Below are 13,861 nucleotides of genomic sequence, written 5' to 3' on the forward strand. Positions count from 1 at the left end.
GCTCGTCCGGCTGCGCGCGGCCGCCTTCCGGCTCGCCAACGTGGGGCGGCCCTGGGTGGTGGTGGGGCGGGGGCCCGGCGTGGTGGTGGCCGTCGCCCGGGCGGCGCCGCCGTTGACGGTGTCCAGCCGGTCCAGCGGGACCGGCCGGCCCGGGCGGGACTCGCCGGTCACCGTGCCGGTGACCAGGTCGCCGCGGCGCAGGCCGTACCGGCGGGCCTGGCCGGCGCTGAGAGTGACGTCGGCGGTGGACGGCAGGTATCCGTCCACCCGGAGCGTGTGGTGCCCGCCGACGATGTCGAGGACACCGCTGACGGGACGGTGTGCGGGGATCATGGGTGGCCTTTCGTCGGGAGTGGTGTCGGCGGACGCGGACACCGGGGAACGGCGCGGGTCGGGGCCGGCCCGGCGCGGGCCGGGGCGGTGTCACCGCGGCGGAGGAGCCGGCCGGTCGGACAGCCGAGCGGTGGAGAAGCCGGTCGGACAGCCGAGCGGCGGAGGGGGCGGTCGGTGACCGGCCACAGGGGAGATGACGGACGACGGGCGGCGTCTGGCGCCGGCATCCGGGTCCACGAGCAGGCTAACCCGACCCGCCGCGGCGGGCAACCAGATCACCGGTGCCGCCGGGCCGGACGCTTCGTTAGAGTGAGGGCCCCCGCCGCATCGGGAAGGCCCGCACCGTGACTGCTACGACCGTGGTCGACCAGGTCGATCTGGGCGATCACGTCTGCTGGATCCACGACGACGACACCGACGCGCTGGAGGCCGTCGGTCGCTTCGCGGCAGCCGGTCTCCGCCGCGGCCACAAGGTGGTCTGTTTCACCGAGACGTCGACGCCCCAGGCGGTCCGTCTGCGGGTCGACGCCGTCGGGGTCCCCACCGAGACCGCCGTGGCGGCCGGGCAACTGCGGATCCTGCCCGCCCTGGACGCGTTCCCGGGCGCCGGGCGCCCCACCCCGGCCGCCCTGGCCGACACGGTCCGCCGCGAGGTCGACCGGGCCCGGCACGAGGGCTACCCGGGGGTACGCCTCAGCGGCGACATGGCGTGGGTGCTGCGGTCCGGCGTCAGCCTGGACGAGCTGCGACGCTACGAGCAGGCGCTGGCCCCGCTCTTTCCCGACGGCCGGGTCGCCGGCCTGTGCCTGTACGACCGCCGACGCTTCCCCGCCGAGCAGCTCCGCCTGCTCACCGCGGCCCACCCGGGCACCGCCGGGCCGCTCACGCCGCGCACCTGGTCGCCGCTGCTGCGTGCCTACCGGACCGGGGATCCGCCCGGGTTGCGGCTGGTGGGGCAGGTGGACCGCAGCAACCGGGACGCGTTCGTGGCACTGCTGGATGAGCTGACCGCCCTGGCCGGCCCGGCCCCGGTGCTGGATCTGACGGAGCTGAGCTTCGCCGACGCCGGCGCGGCCACCGAGCTGGCGCGGGCCGGCCGGGCCAGCCGCACCGGCATCCGGCTGGTGGGATGCCAGCCGGCGCTGGACCGGCTGCTGCGCGTGTTGGACCGCGTGCCGGCCTGAGCGCCGCCACCGGTGCCGCCCGCCTGGACGAGCGGCACCGGTGGCCACCCGCCGGCCACGACCCGATGGTCAGGAGCCGGTGGCCACGCCGGTGGTCGAGGCCGAGGGCCGCACGGGCAGGGTGCTCAGTGACCGCGCGCGATCCACTCGTCCAGGTGCGGCGCCTCCGCGCCGACGGTGGTGTCGTCGCCGTGCCCGGTGTGCACCACCGTCTCCGGCGGCAACGTGAGCAGGCGGGTGCGGATCGACTCGACGATCAGCCCGAAGTCGCTGTACGACCGGCCGGTCGCGCCCGGCCCGCCGGCGAAGAGCGTGTCGCCGGTGAAGACCACGCCCAGTTCCGGGGCGTACAGGCTGCACGCTCCCGGGCTGTGCCCGGGCGTGTGCAGGACCCGCAGCGTGGTGCCGCCGACGGTGACGGTCTGCCCGTCGGTGAGGTCGCCGTCCGGCGGCGTGTCCGGGTGGACCTGGTCCCACAGCACCCGGTCGGCGGGGTGCAGCAGCACCGGCGCCCCGGTGACGCGGGCCAGTTCGGGGGCGACCCGGACGTGGTCGTCGTGGGCGTGGGTGGCCAGCACCGCGAGCACCCGCCGGTCGCCGACCACCGTGCGGATGGCGGCCACGTCGTGCGGCGCGTCGACCACCACGCACTCGTGGTCGTCGCCGATCACCCACACGTTGTTGTCGACGTCGAACGTCTGCCCGTCCAGCGAGAACGTCCCGGACGTGACGGTGTGGTCCACGTGCGCGGTCACGGGAAGACCACCACCGAGCGGAGCACGTCGCCGTGGTGCATCCGGGCGAACGCGTCCTCGACCTGGTCGAGGGCGATCTCCTCGGTGACGAACGCGTCCAGGTCGAGCCGCCCCTGACGGTAGAGCTCGGTGAGCATCGGGAAGTCGCGGCTGGGCAGGCAGTCGCCGTACCAGCTCGACTTGAGCGCGCCACCGCGACCGAACACGTCGAGCAGCGGCAGCTCCAGCGTCATCTCCGGGGTCGGCACGCCGACCAGCACGACGGTGCCGGCGAGGTCGCGTGCGTAGAACGCCTGCTTCCAGGTCTCCGGGCGGCCGACCGCGTCGATCACCACGTCGGCGCCGAACCCGCCGGTGACCGCGCGGATCGCCTCGACCGGGTCGTCCTCGGAGGCGTTGACGGTGTGGGTGGCGCCGAACTTCCGCGCCCAGTCGAGCTTGCGGGAGTCGGTGTCGACCGCGACGATCGTCGTCGCGCCGGCCAGCACCGCGCCGGCCACCGCCGCGTCGCCGACACCACCGCAGCCGATCACCGCGACGGAGTCGCCCCGGGTCACGTTGCCGGTGTTCATGGCCGCGCCGAGACCGGCCATGACGCCGCAGCCGAGCAGGCCGACGGCGGCGGGCCGCGCGGACGGGTCGACCTTGGTGCACTGCCCGGCGTGCACCAGCGTCTTCTCGGCGAACGCGCCGATGCCCAGCGCGGGCGTCAGCTCGGTGCCGTCGGTGAGCGTCATCTTCTGCGCCGCGTTGTGGGTGGCGAAGCAGTACCAGGGACGGCCGCGCCGGCAGGCCCGGCACTGCCCGCACACGGCCCGCCAGTTGAGCACCACGAAGTCGCCGGGGGCCACGTCGGTGACGCCGTCGCCGACCTGCTCGACGACGCCGGCGGCCTCGTGACCGAGCAGGAACGGGTAGTCGTCGTTGATGCCGCCCTCGCGGTAGTGCAGGTCGGTGTGGCAGACGCCGCAGGACTGGACGCGGACCACCGCCTCACCCGGCCCCGGGTCGGGCACCACGATGGTGGTGACCTCCACCGGCGCGCCCTTGCGCCGCGACACGACTCCCCGGACTTCCTGACTCACGGCAGTTCTCCTTCGTTCTCGGTCCCCCACCGAACCTACCGCCGATCATGACCGCCGGCGCGACGCCCGCCGGTTGACGTGTCCGCCGGGCGGATTGTCCGGCGGCGGCTCGTCGCCCCCGCTCAGGCCGGCACCGCCACCGGCATCCGTCCGTCGGCCAACCGGCGGCGGGCGGCGTTGCGGTAGCGCAGCACCTGCACCGCCCCGAGCGTCCAGAGCAGGTACTGCACCGCGAACGCCCACCGGAACGCGGACAGCGGCGGGGTGTCCCGGCCGGTCGGGGTCGCCAGGTCGAGCACCACGCCGATGGCCAGAATCAGCACGATGGAGGCGACGAACCCGCCGACGTTGACGATGCCGGTGGCGCTGCCGATGCGGTGCACCGGGTTGAACGTCCGGGCGTAGTCGAAGCCGATCACCGAGCCGGGGCCGTTGACCGCGAGCACCACGACCAGCGCGACCAGCAGCGCGTGCGGGGCGCGGCCGGGCCAGAGCAGCACCACCGCCCAGACCGCGGCGGTGGCGGCGGTGATGCCGAAGACCAGCACCGAGCGGTGGAACGGGTGTCGGGCGCACAGGTGCGCGACCACCGGGCCGCAGACCAGCGTCACCACGGTCATCAGGGTGAGCAGCCCGGCCGCGGCGGTCGGCGTGAAGCCCTGCCCCTGCACCAGGAACGGGTAGCCCCAGAGCAGCGCGAACACCGAGCCGGAGAACTGGGCGACGAAGTGTGTCCACAGGCCCAGCCGGGTGCCGGGCTGCGCCCACGCGTCGGCGAGCTGCCGGCGTACCGCCGCCGGGCCGGGCGCCGGCGCGGCGACGTGCGCGGCGTGCGGGGTGTCCCGGACCACGACGAGGATCAGCAGCAGCACGGTGCCGCCGAGCGCCGCCGCGGTCAGGAACGCCGGGGCCCAGCCCGCGTGGTGCAGCAGCGCCACCAGGGGTACGGCGCCGAGCACCGCGCCGAGCTGGCCGATGGTGCCGGTGAGCTGCACCAGCAGCGGGTTGCGCCGACCCGGGAACCAGAACGCCACGATCCGCAGCACGCTGATGAACGTCATCGCGTCCCCGAGGCCGACCAGCACCCGGGCGGCGACCGCGAGGCGGACGTCGGTGGCGACCGCGAACACGAGCTGCCCGGCGACCATGAGCGCGCCGCCGGCCAGCAGCAGCCGGCGTGACCCGTAGCGGTCCAGCAGCACCCCGACCGGGATCTGCATAGCCGCGTAGACGGCGAGCTGGGCCACCGAGAAGGTGGCCAGCGCGGCGGCGTTGATGCCGAAGCGGTCCGCCGCGTCGACCCCGGTGACGCCGAGCGAGCTGCGGTGGAACACGGCGGCCACGTACGCGGTCACGGCCACCGCGTAGATCAGCGCGGCGGGCCGGCGGGCGACGGTCACCGGAGCGTCCCGAGCATGGCGGCGGCGGAGTCGATGTGCCCGGCCACCGCGTCGCGCCACACCGCCGGGTCGTCGCCGTCGAGCGCGGCGAGCTGGGCGGCGTGCTCGGCGAGGGCGACCTCGGCCCAGCCGGGCGAGAGCCGGAAGCCGGCCTCGCCCATCCGCAGTTGCCGGTCACGCAGCCGGTGGTACAGCTCGGCCAGGATCTCGTTGCCGGCGGCCTCCACGACTGTCGCGTGGAAGGCCCGGTCGGCGGCCATCAGGGCGGTGAGGTCCCCGGCGGCGTGCGCCCGGCGCATCTCGTCGAGCCGGTCGGCCAGCGCCCCGCGGAGCGCGGCACGGCGCGGCCACACCCGCTCGGCGGCGTGCAGCTCCACCAGGCGGCGGGCCTCGATCACGTCGGCGGTCTCCCGGGCGGACACTGGCCGGATCAGCGCGCCGCGTTTCGGGTAGAGCTTGACCAGGCCCTCCGACTCCAGCCGCAGCAGCGCCTCCCGGACCGGGGTGCGTGACACCCCGGTCGCCTCCGCGATCTCCCCCTCGCTCACCAGTTGGCCGCCCGGGTAGATCTGCTCCAGCACGGCGCGCTTGAGGTGGCGGTAGGCCCGCTCGGCGGCGGACAGGCCGGTCCCGGTGCTGGGATACGTCATGTATCTATGATGTGCCGGGCCGCTCGGTAGTCCCCTGCGGTGTGCGGGATGGTGGCCTGGACCACGCCGGGCCGGAGCGTCACCCGCCGGGCGACGCCCAGAAGTCGCGCAGCAGCGCCGCCACCTCGACGGTCCGCTCGATCTGCGGCATGTGCCCGGTGTCGCGGAACAGGTGGCTGCGCGCCCCGGGCAGCCGGGCCCGGGCGTACGCCAGGTGCGCGGCCGGCAGGATCAGGTCGCGCTCGCCCCAGACCAGCAGCGTGGGCAGGTCGAGCGCGGCCACCGCGTCGAGCAGCTCGGCGCGCCAGCCGGGGCGTACCCCGCGCCATGTCCCCAGGTCGCGGACCAGCTCCCGCATCACCCGGGCCGCGTGCGGCTGCCGGGCCACCGCGAGCGCGGTGGCGATCCGCTCCTCGGTGACGTGGGCCGGGTCGACGAAGATGGCGCGCTCGGTGCGGCGGGCGATCGCCGGGTGCGGGCGCAGCAGCAGCCGCGCCAGCGGGGGCACCGCCAGCAGCCGCAGCGCCACGGTCACCTCCCGGCCGAAGCCGGCGCTGTTGAGCAGTGCCAGGCCGGCCGGGAGGTGCGGCGCGTCGGCGGCCAGGCGCATGGCCACCGCCCCGCCGAGTGAGTTGCCGACCAGTTGGGCCGGGCCGGTGACCCCGGCGGCGTCGAGGAACCCGGCGACCGCGCCGGCCAGGGCGGGCAGCGTGTGCGGTCCGGGCAGCGGCGCGGAGCCGCCGTGGCCGGGCAGGTCCACGGCGAGCACACGGTGGTCGCGGGCCAGCGCGGCGTGCAGCGCGGTGAAGTCGTCGAGGGTACGGCCGATGCCGTGCAACAGCACCACCGGCGGCCCGTCGCCGGTGGTCCGGCAGCGCATCGGCAGACCGGCCACGGTGTGCTCGTCGGCCGGTGGCAGCCCGACCGTCACGCCAGGCGTCCCGACTCCCGCCCGACCGCGCCGTCGGGGACCGACCCGGCGGCGTCGGTGGCACCGCTCGACCCGGCGGCGTCGGCCGGACCGTTCGGCACAGGCGCACCACCGGCAACGGTTGACCCGGCCGCGTCGGAGGCACCGGTCGGCACGGGCGCGTCATCCGCACCGACCGGCGGGGCGGTCGGTGCGGGTCGGGGCGCGGGCACCCGGGCGGGTCGCGGGCGCATGCCCAGGGCCAGCACCCGGCCGTACCCGGCGGGGGCGAGGCGACCGAGCAGGTCGGGCAGCTTGGCCGACCAGCCGATCAGCACCCGGCCGCGCCGCCGCTGCGCGCCGCGCAGGATGACCTCGGCGGCGACGGCCGGGTCGATGGTCAACAGCTTCTCGAACTGCCGGCGGCCGACCGCGTACTCCTCCAGGCAGACGCCGCTGCCCACCCGCGCGCTGGCGACGATGCGGGTCCGGATGCCGCCCGGGTGCACCGAGGTGACGCCGATCCCGTCGTCGACCAGCTCGTGCCGCAGCGCCTCGGTGAACCCGCGCACGGCGAACTTGCTGGCCGCGTACGCGGTCTGCCCGGCCGGGGCGATGAGACCGAAGAGGCTGGACACGTTCACCAGGTGGGAGCCCGGCTCCGCCTTGAGCGAGGGCAGCAGCGCGTGGGTCAGCCGCACCACGGCCCGGAAGTTGATCTCGATGACCCAGAGGAACTCGTCCAGCGTGACCTCATCGAACCGGCCGCCCAACGCGACGCCGGCGTTGTTGATCAGCAACCGGATCCGGGGATGCGCGTGGTGGATCTCGGCGGCGACCCGGTCGGTGGCCTCGGCGTCGGCGAGGTCGACCACGTAGGTGTGGATCTCCCGGTCCAGGTGCCGGGCCCGGATCGACGCGACCACCGCGGCCAGCCCGTCGGCGTCCCGGTCGAGCAGGACCAGGTCCGCGCCGCGCCGCGCCAGGCCGTCGGCCAGCGCCGCGCCGATGCCGCTGGCCGCGCCGGTGACGACCGCGGTGCCACCGGGAAAGTCGAGATCACGCATCGGTACCTCCGGGGGCGGCCACGGCCGCGGTGGCCGGCGCGCCGGCACGGGCGAACCGGACGCCGTCGGTCAGCGGCCCGTGCCGCATCAGGCGTACGTCGCGAGGATAGTTCTGGTGCAGCCGCCACGGCGCGCGCGGGCCCTGCTTCGGCAACTGGTCGACCGCGCGCAGCACGTACCCGGACCGGAGGTCGATGATCGGCACGAGATCGTCGGTGTCCGGGGCGAGCGGGGTGACGATCTGCTGGCCGGTGTCGTCGAGGTGGCGCAGCAGCCGGCAGACGTACGTGGCGACCAGGTCGGCCTTCAGCGTCCAGGACGCGTTGGTGTAGCCGATCGTCATGGCGAAGTTCGGCACGCCGGAGAGCATCATGCCCTTGTAGGCGATGGTGGCGGCGAGGTCGACGTCGACGCCGTCGACGGTCAGCGTCATGCCGCCGAGCGCCAGCAGGTTGAGGCCGGTGGCGGTGACCACGATGTCGGCCGGCAACTCGTCGCCGGAGGTGAGCCGCAGGCCGCGCTCGGTGAACGTGTCGATGGTGTCGGTGACCACCGAGGCCCGGCCCTCGGCCAGCGCGGTGAACAGGTCGCCGTCCGGCACCACGCACAGCCGCTGGTCCCAGGGGTCGTAGCGGGGCGAGAAGTGCCTGTCGACGTCGTACCCGACCGGCAGTCGACCCTTCGCGGCGCGGCGCAGGAACCGCTTCACCAGGCCGGGCGCCCGGCGGCTGAGCTGGAAGTTCGCCACTCCCAGCGCGACGTTCTTCCCGCGCGCCACCGCGTACGCGGTGCGCGGGGGCAGCCAGCGCCGCGCGGCCTCGGCGAACCTGTCGCGCGACGGCAGCGCGATGACGTACGTCGGGGAGCGCTGGAGCATGGTGACGTGGGCGGCCCGCTCGGCCATGGCCGGGACCAGGGTCACCGCGGTGGCTCCGCTGCCGATCACCACCACCCGCTTGCCGGCGAAGTCGAGCCGCTCCGGCCAGTGCTGCGGGTGCACCAGCGTGCCGGCGTACCGCTCGACGCCCGGCAGCCGGGGCGTGTAGCCCTCGTCGTAGCGGTAGTAACCGGAGTTGGTGAACAGGAAGCCGCAGGTGATCGTGGTGTCCTCGCCGGTGTCGTCGCGGCGGGCGTGCACGGTCCAGCGGGCGGTGGCGCTGTCCCACTCGGCGCGGGTGACCCGGTGGTGGAAGCGGATGTGCCGTTCCACGTCGTGCTCGCGGGCGGTCTGCCGGACGTACCGGCGGATCGACTCACCGTCGGCGATCGCCTTCGGGTCGGTCCACGGCTTGAACGAGTAGCCGAGCGTGTACATGTCCGAGTCGGAGCGGACGCCCGGGTAGCGGAACAGGTCCCAGGTGCCGCCGATGGCGCCCCGGGCCTCCAGCACCGCATAGGTCTTGCCGGGGCACTCGCGTCCCAGGTGGACGGCGGCGCCGATGCCGGACAGGCCGGCGCCGACGATGAGAACGTCGACGTGGTCGGAGGCCATGGCTTCTCCCGTTCTCCCGCGGTGACCGGACCCTATCCACCGCCCCGGACCCCGGTCAACACCCTGTCGAGTCCGATCGACAGGGTGTCGAGCGGGTGTAGCATCGGCCGACATGACCACCGCCCGGACGCCGACCGGCACCACGCCGAACCGTGGGCGGCGGGCCGGCCGCTCCACCGGCGACGACCGGGAGGTGGCGATCCTGGCCACCGCCGAGCGGCTGCTGCGGGAGCGCGCGTTCGGCGACATCTCCATCGACGACCTGGCGCGGGGCGCCGGCATCTCCCGGCCCACGTTTTACTTCTACTTCCCGTCCAAGGACGCGGTGCTGCTCACCCTGCTCGACCGGGTCACCGAGGAGGCCGACGCCGCCGCCGGCGACGTGCTGGACCGGCTCGCCGAGGATCCGCGCGCCCGGTGGCGGGAGCTGATCGCCCGGTTCCACGCCACCTTCGGCGGCCACCGCGACGTGGTGCTCGCCTGCGCCCAGGTGCGCGGCACCAACGCCGAGGTCCGGCGGCTCTGGGCCGAGGTGCTGGAACGCTGGGTCCGCGCGGTGCAGGCCGCGATCGAGATGGAACGCGCCCGCGGCGCGGCCCCGGACGGGCTGCCCGCCCGGGACCTGGCCATCGCGTTGAACTCGATGAACGAGCGGGTCTGGTACGCGACGTTCGCCGGCGACGGCCCGGCGGTGGCCGAGCGGGACGTGGTCGACGTGCTGCTCGACGTCTGGCTGACCGCGATCTACCGCACCACCACGCCCCCGGTCGGGCCGGCCTGAGCCGCCGCGTGCGCTAGCGCCGCCGGGCGAACTCCATGATCCAGTTGGTTTCCCAGGTGCGTTCGCCGTCGGTGGAGAACGCCTGCTCCCAGCGGCAGGAGGCGGGGGTGATCGCCGACCAGAGGAACCGGCAGCGCACCGGCCGTCCCTCGTCGGAGTCGTCGGCGTGGAACGTGCCGACGCCGTCGGTGAACCGACCCACCACCGGGGGCAGCTCCAGCACCCCGCGGCGGCTGTTCATCCAGTAGATCGACCAGAGGCCGGTCGCCGGGTCGAGGAGCCGCACGGTGGAGCCGGAGAAGCCCCGGCTCGGGCAGCGCATCTCGTCGAAACTGCCGGCGCCGTCGAAGAACGACCGCGCCTCGCTGACGCCGGTGAACTCGTCCCAGTCGTCGCTGCCCACATGACGCTCGCGCAGCCGCCGGTTGGTCACGTCCCAGGCGCCGACGAGGAAGTCGAAGTCGCCCATCAGCGTCCCACCGGCCCTTCGGCGCGGGTGTCGGCCAGGTAGCCGGCCAGATCGGGTTCGTCCGGCGCGAGCAGGTGCCGGACCCAGGCGGCGCGCTCGTGCTCCAGCACGCCCAGTTCCCAGACGCAGCCGACGCCGGGCCGCGTCAGGTCGACGAAGTGTGCCGGGTCGTCGTCCGGGCAGGCCAGCGCCGGTTGCCCGGCGATCGCGATGTGGCACTCGACGACGTTGTCGAAGAACCAGCTGTACGCCAGCAGGTACGCCCCGGTGTCCGTGCCCCGGTGCAGCACGGTCCAGCTCACCGGCGGCGTGGTGCCGTCCGGGTCGGGCAGCAGCGCCGGCAGGTACGCGTACGCGGCGGTGACCACCTCCGGTTCGAGACGGCGTTCGGGCTGGTCGATGTGGTAGCGCTTGACGTGCCGGCCGGCGACCTCGACGGTCCCCGGCACGGTCAGCTCCTTGTCGTGGAAGGCCATGCGCGGACGGTAGGGCCACTTCCCTGACAGCTAGTGTCAGCGGAATGCGGGCCAGTCGACTCCTGTCCATCCTGTTGCTGCTCCAGGCGCACGGCCGGCTCACCGCCGCCGACCTGGCCACCCGGCTCGACGTGTCGGCGCGCACCGTCTACCGGGACGTCGAGGCGCTGCACGCGGCCGGCATCCCGCTGTACGGCGAGGCCGGGCACGCCGGCGGCTACCGGCTCGTCGACGGCTGGCGGACCCGGCTGACCGGGCTCACCGCCGAGGAGGCCGACCGGCTGCTCTTCGCCGGGCTTCCCGGGCCGGCCGCCGAGCTGGGCTACCAGTCGGTCGCAGCGGCCGTGCAGCTCAAGCTGCGGGCCGCGCTTCCCGCCCCGCTGGCCGACCGGGCCGCCCGACTGGAGCAACGGTTCCACCTGGACACCCCGGGCTGGTACTCCGACGGGGACCCGTCGCCGCACCTGGCCGCCGTGGCCGAGGCGGTGTGGCGGGAACACCGGATCCGGGTCCGCTACCGGAGTTGGCGCGCGGAGGTGACCCGGGTGCTGGAGCCGTACGGCCTGGTGCTCAAGGGTGGCCGCTGGTACGTGGTCGCGGCCCGCCCGGATCGTGCCGGGCCGGCCACCTACCGGATCAACCAGATCCTCGACCTCGACCCGCTGGACGAGCCGTTCGAGCGCCCGGAGTTCGACCTGCCGGAATGGTGGCGGGCGCACGTGGTCGCGTTCCGGGCCGGGCTGCACCGGGAGGAGGCCCACATCCGGCTCTCCCCGCGCGGGCGGGAGCGGTTGCGCGAGATCGGCAGCGACGTGGTGGTCGGCGCCGTCGAGGCGAGCGCCGGCCCGCCCGACGCGGCGGGCTGGGTGCGGGCCGTGATTCCCATCGAGTCGCTCACCCACGCGCACGGTGACCTGCTGCGGCTCGGCGCCGACGTGGAGGTCCTCTCCCCCGCCGACCTGCGCGCCCGCCTGGCCGGGACCGCCGCCGCGCTGGCCGCCATCTACTCCCCGGCCGCCCCCGCTCCGGCCGCCCGTTGACCAAGGAGTTCGCGTCCGGGGTCGAGACCGACCTCGACCCGAACTCCTTGATCGACCTTGGTCCCCGAAGCAGGGTGGACTTGCCGATCTCGGGCGTGCCGTTCAGACGGACGAGCCGCGTCACCCCCGTCCCGGCTGCCTGTCCGCGTCATCGTTGCATGTCAGGTGCCCTCGTCGGTCGAGACGGTGATCGGGCCGCTCTCCGGGTGGTGGCAGGCGGTGAGTTGGGTGCCGCCGTCGCGGGTGGTCAGTGCGGGTGTCTCGGTGGCGCAGCGGTCGGTGGCTTTCCAGCAGCGGGTGCGGAAGCGGCAGCCCGATGGTGGGTTGAGGGGGGTGGGGACATCGCCGGTGAGACGGATCCGGCCGGCGGGGCCGAGCGTGGTGACGTCCGGGATGGCCGACAGCAACGCCCGGGTGTAGGGGTGCTGCGGTCGGGTGTAGATGGCGTTCCGGTCGCCGATCTCGACGATTCTGCCGAGGTACATGACCGCGACGCGGTGGCAGAAGTGACGGATCACGGCGAGGTCGTGGGCGATGAACACGAACGCCAGGTCCAGGTCGCGTTGCAGGCCGCGTAGCAGGTTGATGACCTGTGCCTGGATGGAGACGTCGAGGGCGGAGACCGGCTCGTCGGCGACGATCAGCTTCGGTTTCAGCGCGAGGGCGCGGGCGATGCCGACGCGTTGACGTTGCCCGCCGGAGAACTCGTGCGGATACCTGTTGTAGTGCTCGGGGTTGAGCCCGACCAGCTCCAGCAACTCCTGCACCCGCCGCTTGACCCCGCCGGGTGGGGTGATGTTGTTGACCTGCAACGGCATCGCCACGATCCGCCCGACGGTGTGCCGCGGGTTCAACGACGCGTACGGGTCCTGGAAGATGATCTGCAAATCCTGCCGAAGGTCACGCAGATCCCGACGACCGGCGTGGGTGATGTCCCGACCGGCGAACGTGATCGACCCGCTGGTGGGGTCCAGCAGGCGCACCAACATCCGCCCCGTCGTGGTCTTCCCACAGCCGGACTCCCCCACCAGACCGAGCGTCTCGCCCGGCCGCACGTCGAAGTCCAGGCCGTCGACCGCCCGCACCGCCCCCCTGCCACGCAGCCCGTCGCGCACCGGGAAATGCTTGGTCAGCCCCCGCACCGACAACAGCGGCTCGGTCTCGACGCTCATCGGGCCACCCCCACCCGGACGATCTCGTCGCGGTAGATCCGCTCCCGGTCCCCCGCCGACAGATGACAGGCGACCAGATGCCCCGACTCACCGGCGTCCCGCAACCCGGGCACCTCAAGGCGGGAACGGTCGTCGGCCCACCGGCAGCGGGGATGGAACGCACACCCCGACGGCAGATTGATCAACGACGGCGGATTGCCCGGGATCGGCACCAGGTCCGCGTCCGCGTCGCCGTGCAACGACGGCACACTCGACAACAACCCCCAGGTGTACGGATGCTGCGGCGTCCGCAACACCCGCGCCACGCTGCCGTGCTCCACGGCCCGCCCCCCGTACATCACCAGGACGTCATCAGCCACCTGCGACACCACACCCAGATCGTGGCTGATCAACACGATCGCCGATCGGAACTCCGCCTGGAGATCCGCGAGAAGATCCAGGATCTGCGCCTGCACCGTCACGTCCAATGCCGTCGTCGGCTCGTCCGCGATCAGCAGATCCGGGTCGTTGACCAGCGCCATCGCGATCATCGCCCGCTGCCGCATCCCACCGGAGAACTCGTGCGGAAACTGCGCGAACCGCTTGGCCGGCTGCGGAATGCCGACCCGGTCCAACATGTCCACGGCCCGGCTGCGGGCCTCCCGCCTCCCGGCCCTCGGGTGATGCACCCGGTACGCCTCCGCGATCTGTCGCCCCACCGAGTAGTACGGATGCAGCGCCGACAGCGGATCCTGGAAGATCATCGCCATGTCCCGACCCCGCAGCCGCCGCACCTCCTCATCGGGCAGGCCGACAAGCTGACGCCCGCCCACCGAGATCTCCCCGGAGATGACGGTCCGCCTCGCGTTGTGCAGACCCAGGATCGCCAGCGAGGTCACGCTCTTGCCGGAACCGGACTCCCCCACGATCCCGAGCGTGCGACCCCGCTCCACGGTGAACGACACCCCGTCCACGGCCTTGACCACACCGTCCTCGGTGTCGAACCGCACCCGCAGATCCGTGACGCGCAGGTACGGGTCCTGCGGCATCCGATGCTCGACCATGTCG

13 protein-coding genes and 2 pseudogenes are annotated in these 13,861 nt (G+C 73.9%); 3 read left to right on the forward strand and 12 right to left on the reverse strand.

The genetic code is table 11. The annotated features are described in order from the left end of the window. Window positions 1–333: pseudogene (locus ACLQ2W_RS22270) on the reverse strand (hypothetical protein); the annotation flags it as partial. A 344-nt stretch (window positions 334–677) separates the two neighbouring features. Here ACLQ2W_RS22270 and ACLQ2W_RS22275 point away from each other — a divergent pair. After that, window positions 678–1,517, forward strand: a complete 840-nt coding sequence (locus ACLQ2W_RS22275) for an MEDS domain-containing protein (protein ID WP_425788263.1) — start codon at window positions 678–680, stop codon at window positions 1,515–1,517. Window positions 1,518–1,642: 125 nt separating this feature from the next. On the opposite strand, the gene ACLQ2W_RS22280 is transcribed toward ACLQ2W_RS22275, so the two are convergent. The 7 genes and pseudogenes from ACLQ2W_RS22280 to ACLQ2W_RS22310 form a co-directional block, all read right to left on the reverse strand. Continuing rightward, window positions 1,643–2,272 carry an MBL fold metallo-hydrolase gene (locus ACLQ2W_RS22280; protein ID WP_425788265.1) on the reverse strand — a complete coding sequence of 210 codons (630 nt, stop codon included), beginning with the start codon at window positions 2,270–2,272 and terminating at the stop codon, window positions 1,643–1,645. After that, entirely contained in the window at window positions 2,269–3,357 is a 1,089-nt protein-coding gene (locus ACLQ2W_RS22285) for an S-(hydroxymethyl)mycothiol dehydrogenase (protein WP_425788267.1), read from the reverse strand. Before ACLQ2W_RS22285 ends, ACLQ2W_RS22280 begins: the two co-directional genes overlap by 4 nt. Window positions 3,358–3,479: 122 nt before the next feature. Continuing rightward, window positions 3,480–4,757, reverse strand: coding sequence for an MFS transporter (locus tag ACLQ2W_RS22290; protein WP_425788269.1), 1,278 nt, complete (start codon window positions 4,755–4,757; stop codon window positions 3,480–3,482). Next, window positions 4,754–5,407: a GntR family transcriptional regulator gene (locus ACLQ2W_RS22295; protein WP_425788271.1), complete on the reverse strand. Its 654-nt coding sequence runs from the start codon at window positions 5,405–5,407 to the stop codon at window positions 4,754–4,756. The genes ACLQ2W_RS22290 and ACLQ2W_RS22295 overlap by 4 nt, the downstream gene beginning before the upstream one ends. A 79-nt stretch (window positions 5,408–5,486) precedes the next feature. Beyond that, a complete protein-coding gene (locus tag ACLQ2W_RS22300; RefSeq protein ID WP_425788273.1) occupies window positions 5,487–6,338 on the reverse strand; it encodes an alpha/beta fold hydrolase in 852 nt (283 codons plus the stop codon). A 161-nt stretch (window positions 6,339–6,499) separates the two neighbouring features. Continuing rightward, window positions 6,500–7,384 (reverse strand): annotated as a pseudogene (locus ACLQ2W_RS22305) (SDR family NAD(P)-dependent oxidoreductase); the annotation flags it as partial. Then, entirely contained in the window at window positions 7,377–8,876 is a 1,500-nt protein-coding gene (locus ACLQ2W_RS22310; protein ID WP_425788275.1) for a flavin-containing monooxygenase, read from the reverse strand. The gene ACLQ2W_RS22310 and the pseudogene ACLQ2W_RS22305, both read right to left, overlap by 8 nt. 112 nt (window positions 8,877–8,988) lie before the next feature. On the opposite strand from ACLQ2W_RS22310, the gene ACLQ2W_RS22315 reads away from it, so the two are divergent. Continuing rightward, a complete protein-coding gene (locus tag ACLQ2W_RS22315; protein ID WP_425788277.1) occupies window positions 8,989–9,657 on the forward strand; it encodes a TetR/AcrR family transcriptional regulator in 669 nt (222 codons plus the stop codon). A gap of 13 nt (window positions 9,658–9,670) precedes the next feature. Here ACLQ2W_RS22315 and ACLQ2W_RS22320 read toward each other — a convergent pair whose 3' ends face one another. After that, window positions 9,671–10,126: a hypothetical protein gene (locus tag ACLQ2W_RS22320; RefSeq protein WP_425788279.1), complete on the reverse strand. Its 456-nt coding sequence runs from the start codon at window positions 10,124–10,126 to the stop codon at window positions 9,671–9,673. Then, window positions 10,126–10,602, reverse strand: a complete 477-nt coding sequence (locus ACLQ2W_RS22325; RefSeq protein ID WP_425788281.1) for a hypothetical protein — start codon at window positions 10,600–10,602, stop codon at window positions 10,126–10,128. Before ACLQ2W_RS22325 ends, ACLQ2W_RS22320 begins: the two co-directional genes overlap by 1 nt. Before the next feature lie 44 nt (window positions 10,603–10,646). Here ACLQ2W_RS22325 and ACLQ2W_RS22330 point away from each other — a divergent pair, with 44 nt between their 5' ends. Next, window positions 10,647–11,642, forward strand: coding sequence for a helix-turn-helix transcriptional regulator (locus ACLQ2W_RS22330; RefSeq protein WP_425788283.1), 996 nt, complete (start codon window positions 10,647–10,649; stop codon window positions 11,640–11,642). 161 nt (window positions 11,643–11,803) lie between these two features. Here the strand turns inward: ACLQ2W_RS22330 and ACLQ2W_RS22335 are convergent, their stop codons facing one another. Together ACLQ2W_RS22335 and ACLQ2W_RS22340 are read right to left on the reverse strand one after the other, a co-directional pair. Further along, window positions 11,804–12,814 (reverse strand): ABC transporter ATP-binding protein, encoded by a 1,011-nt coding sequence (locus ACLQ2W_RS22335; protein WP_425788285.1) that lies wholly within the window; start codon window positions 12,812–12,814, stop codon window positions 11,804–11,806. Next, complete coding sequence (locus tag ACLQ2W_RS22340) at window positions 12,811–13,857, reverse strand: ABC transporter ATP-binding protein (protein WP_425788287.1); 1,047 nt, start codon at window positions 13,855–13,857, stop codon at window positions 12,811–12,813. The genes ACLQ2W_RS22335 and ACLQ2W_RS22340 overlap by 4 nt, the downstream gene beginning before the upstream one ends. Window positions 13,858–13,861 lie beyond the last annotated feature (4 nt).

It is taken from the genome of Micromonospora sp. DT227 (assembly GCF_049841835.1).
Taxonomy (GTDB): Bacteria; Actinomycetota; Actinomycetes; order Mycobacteriales; family Micromonosporaceae; genus Micromonospora.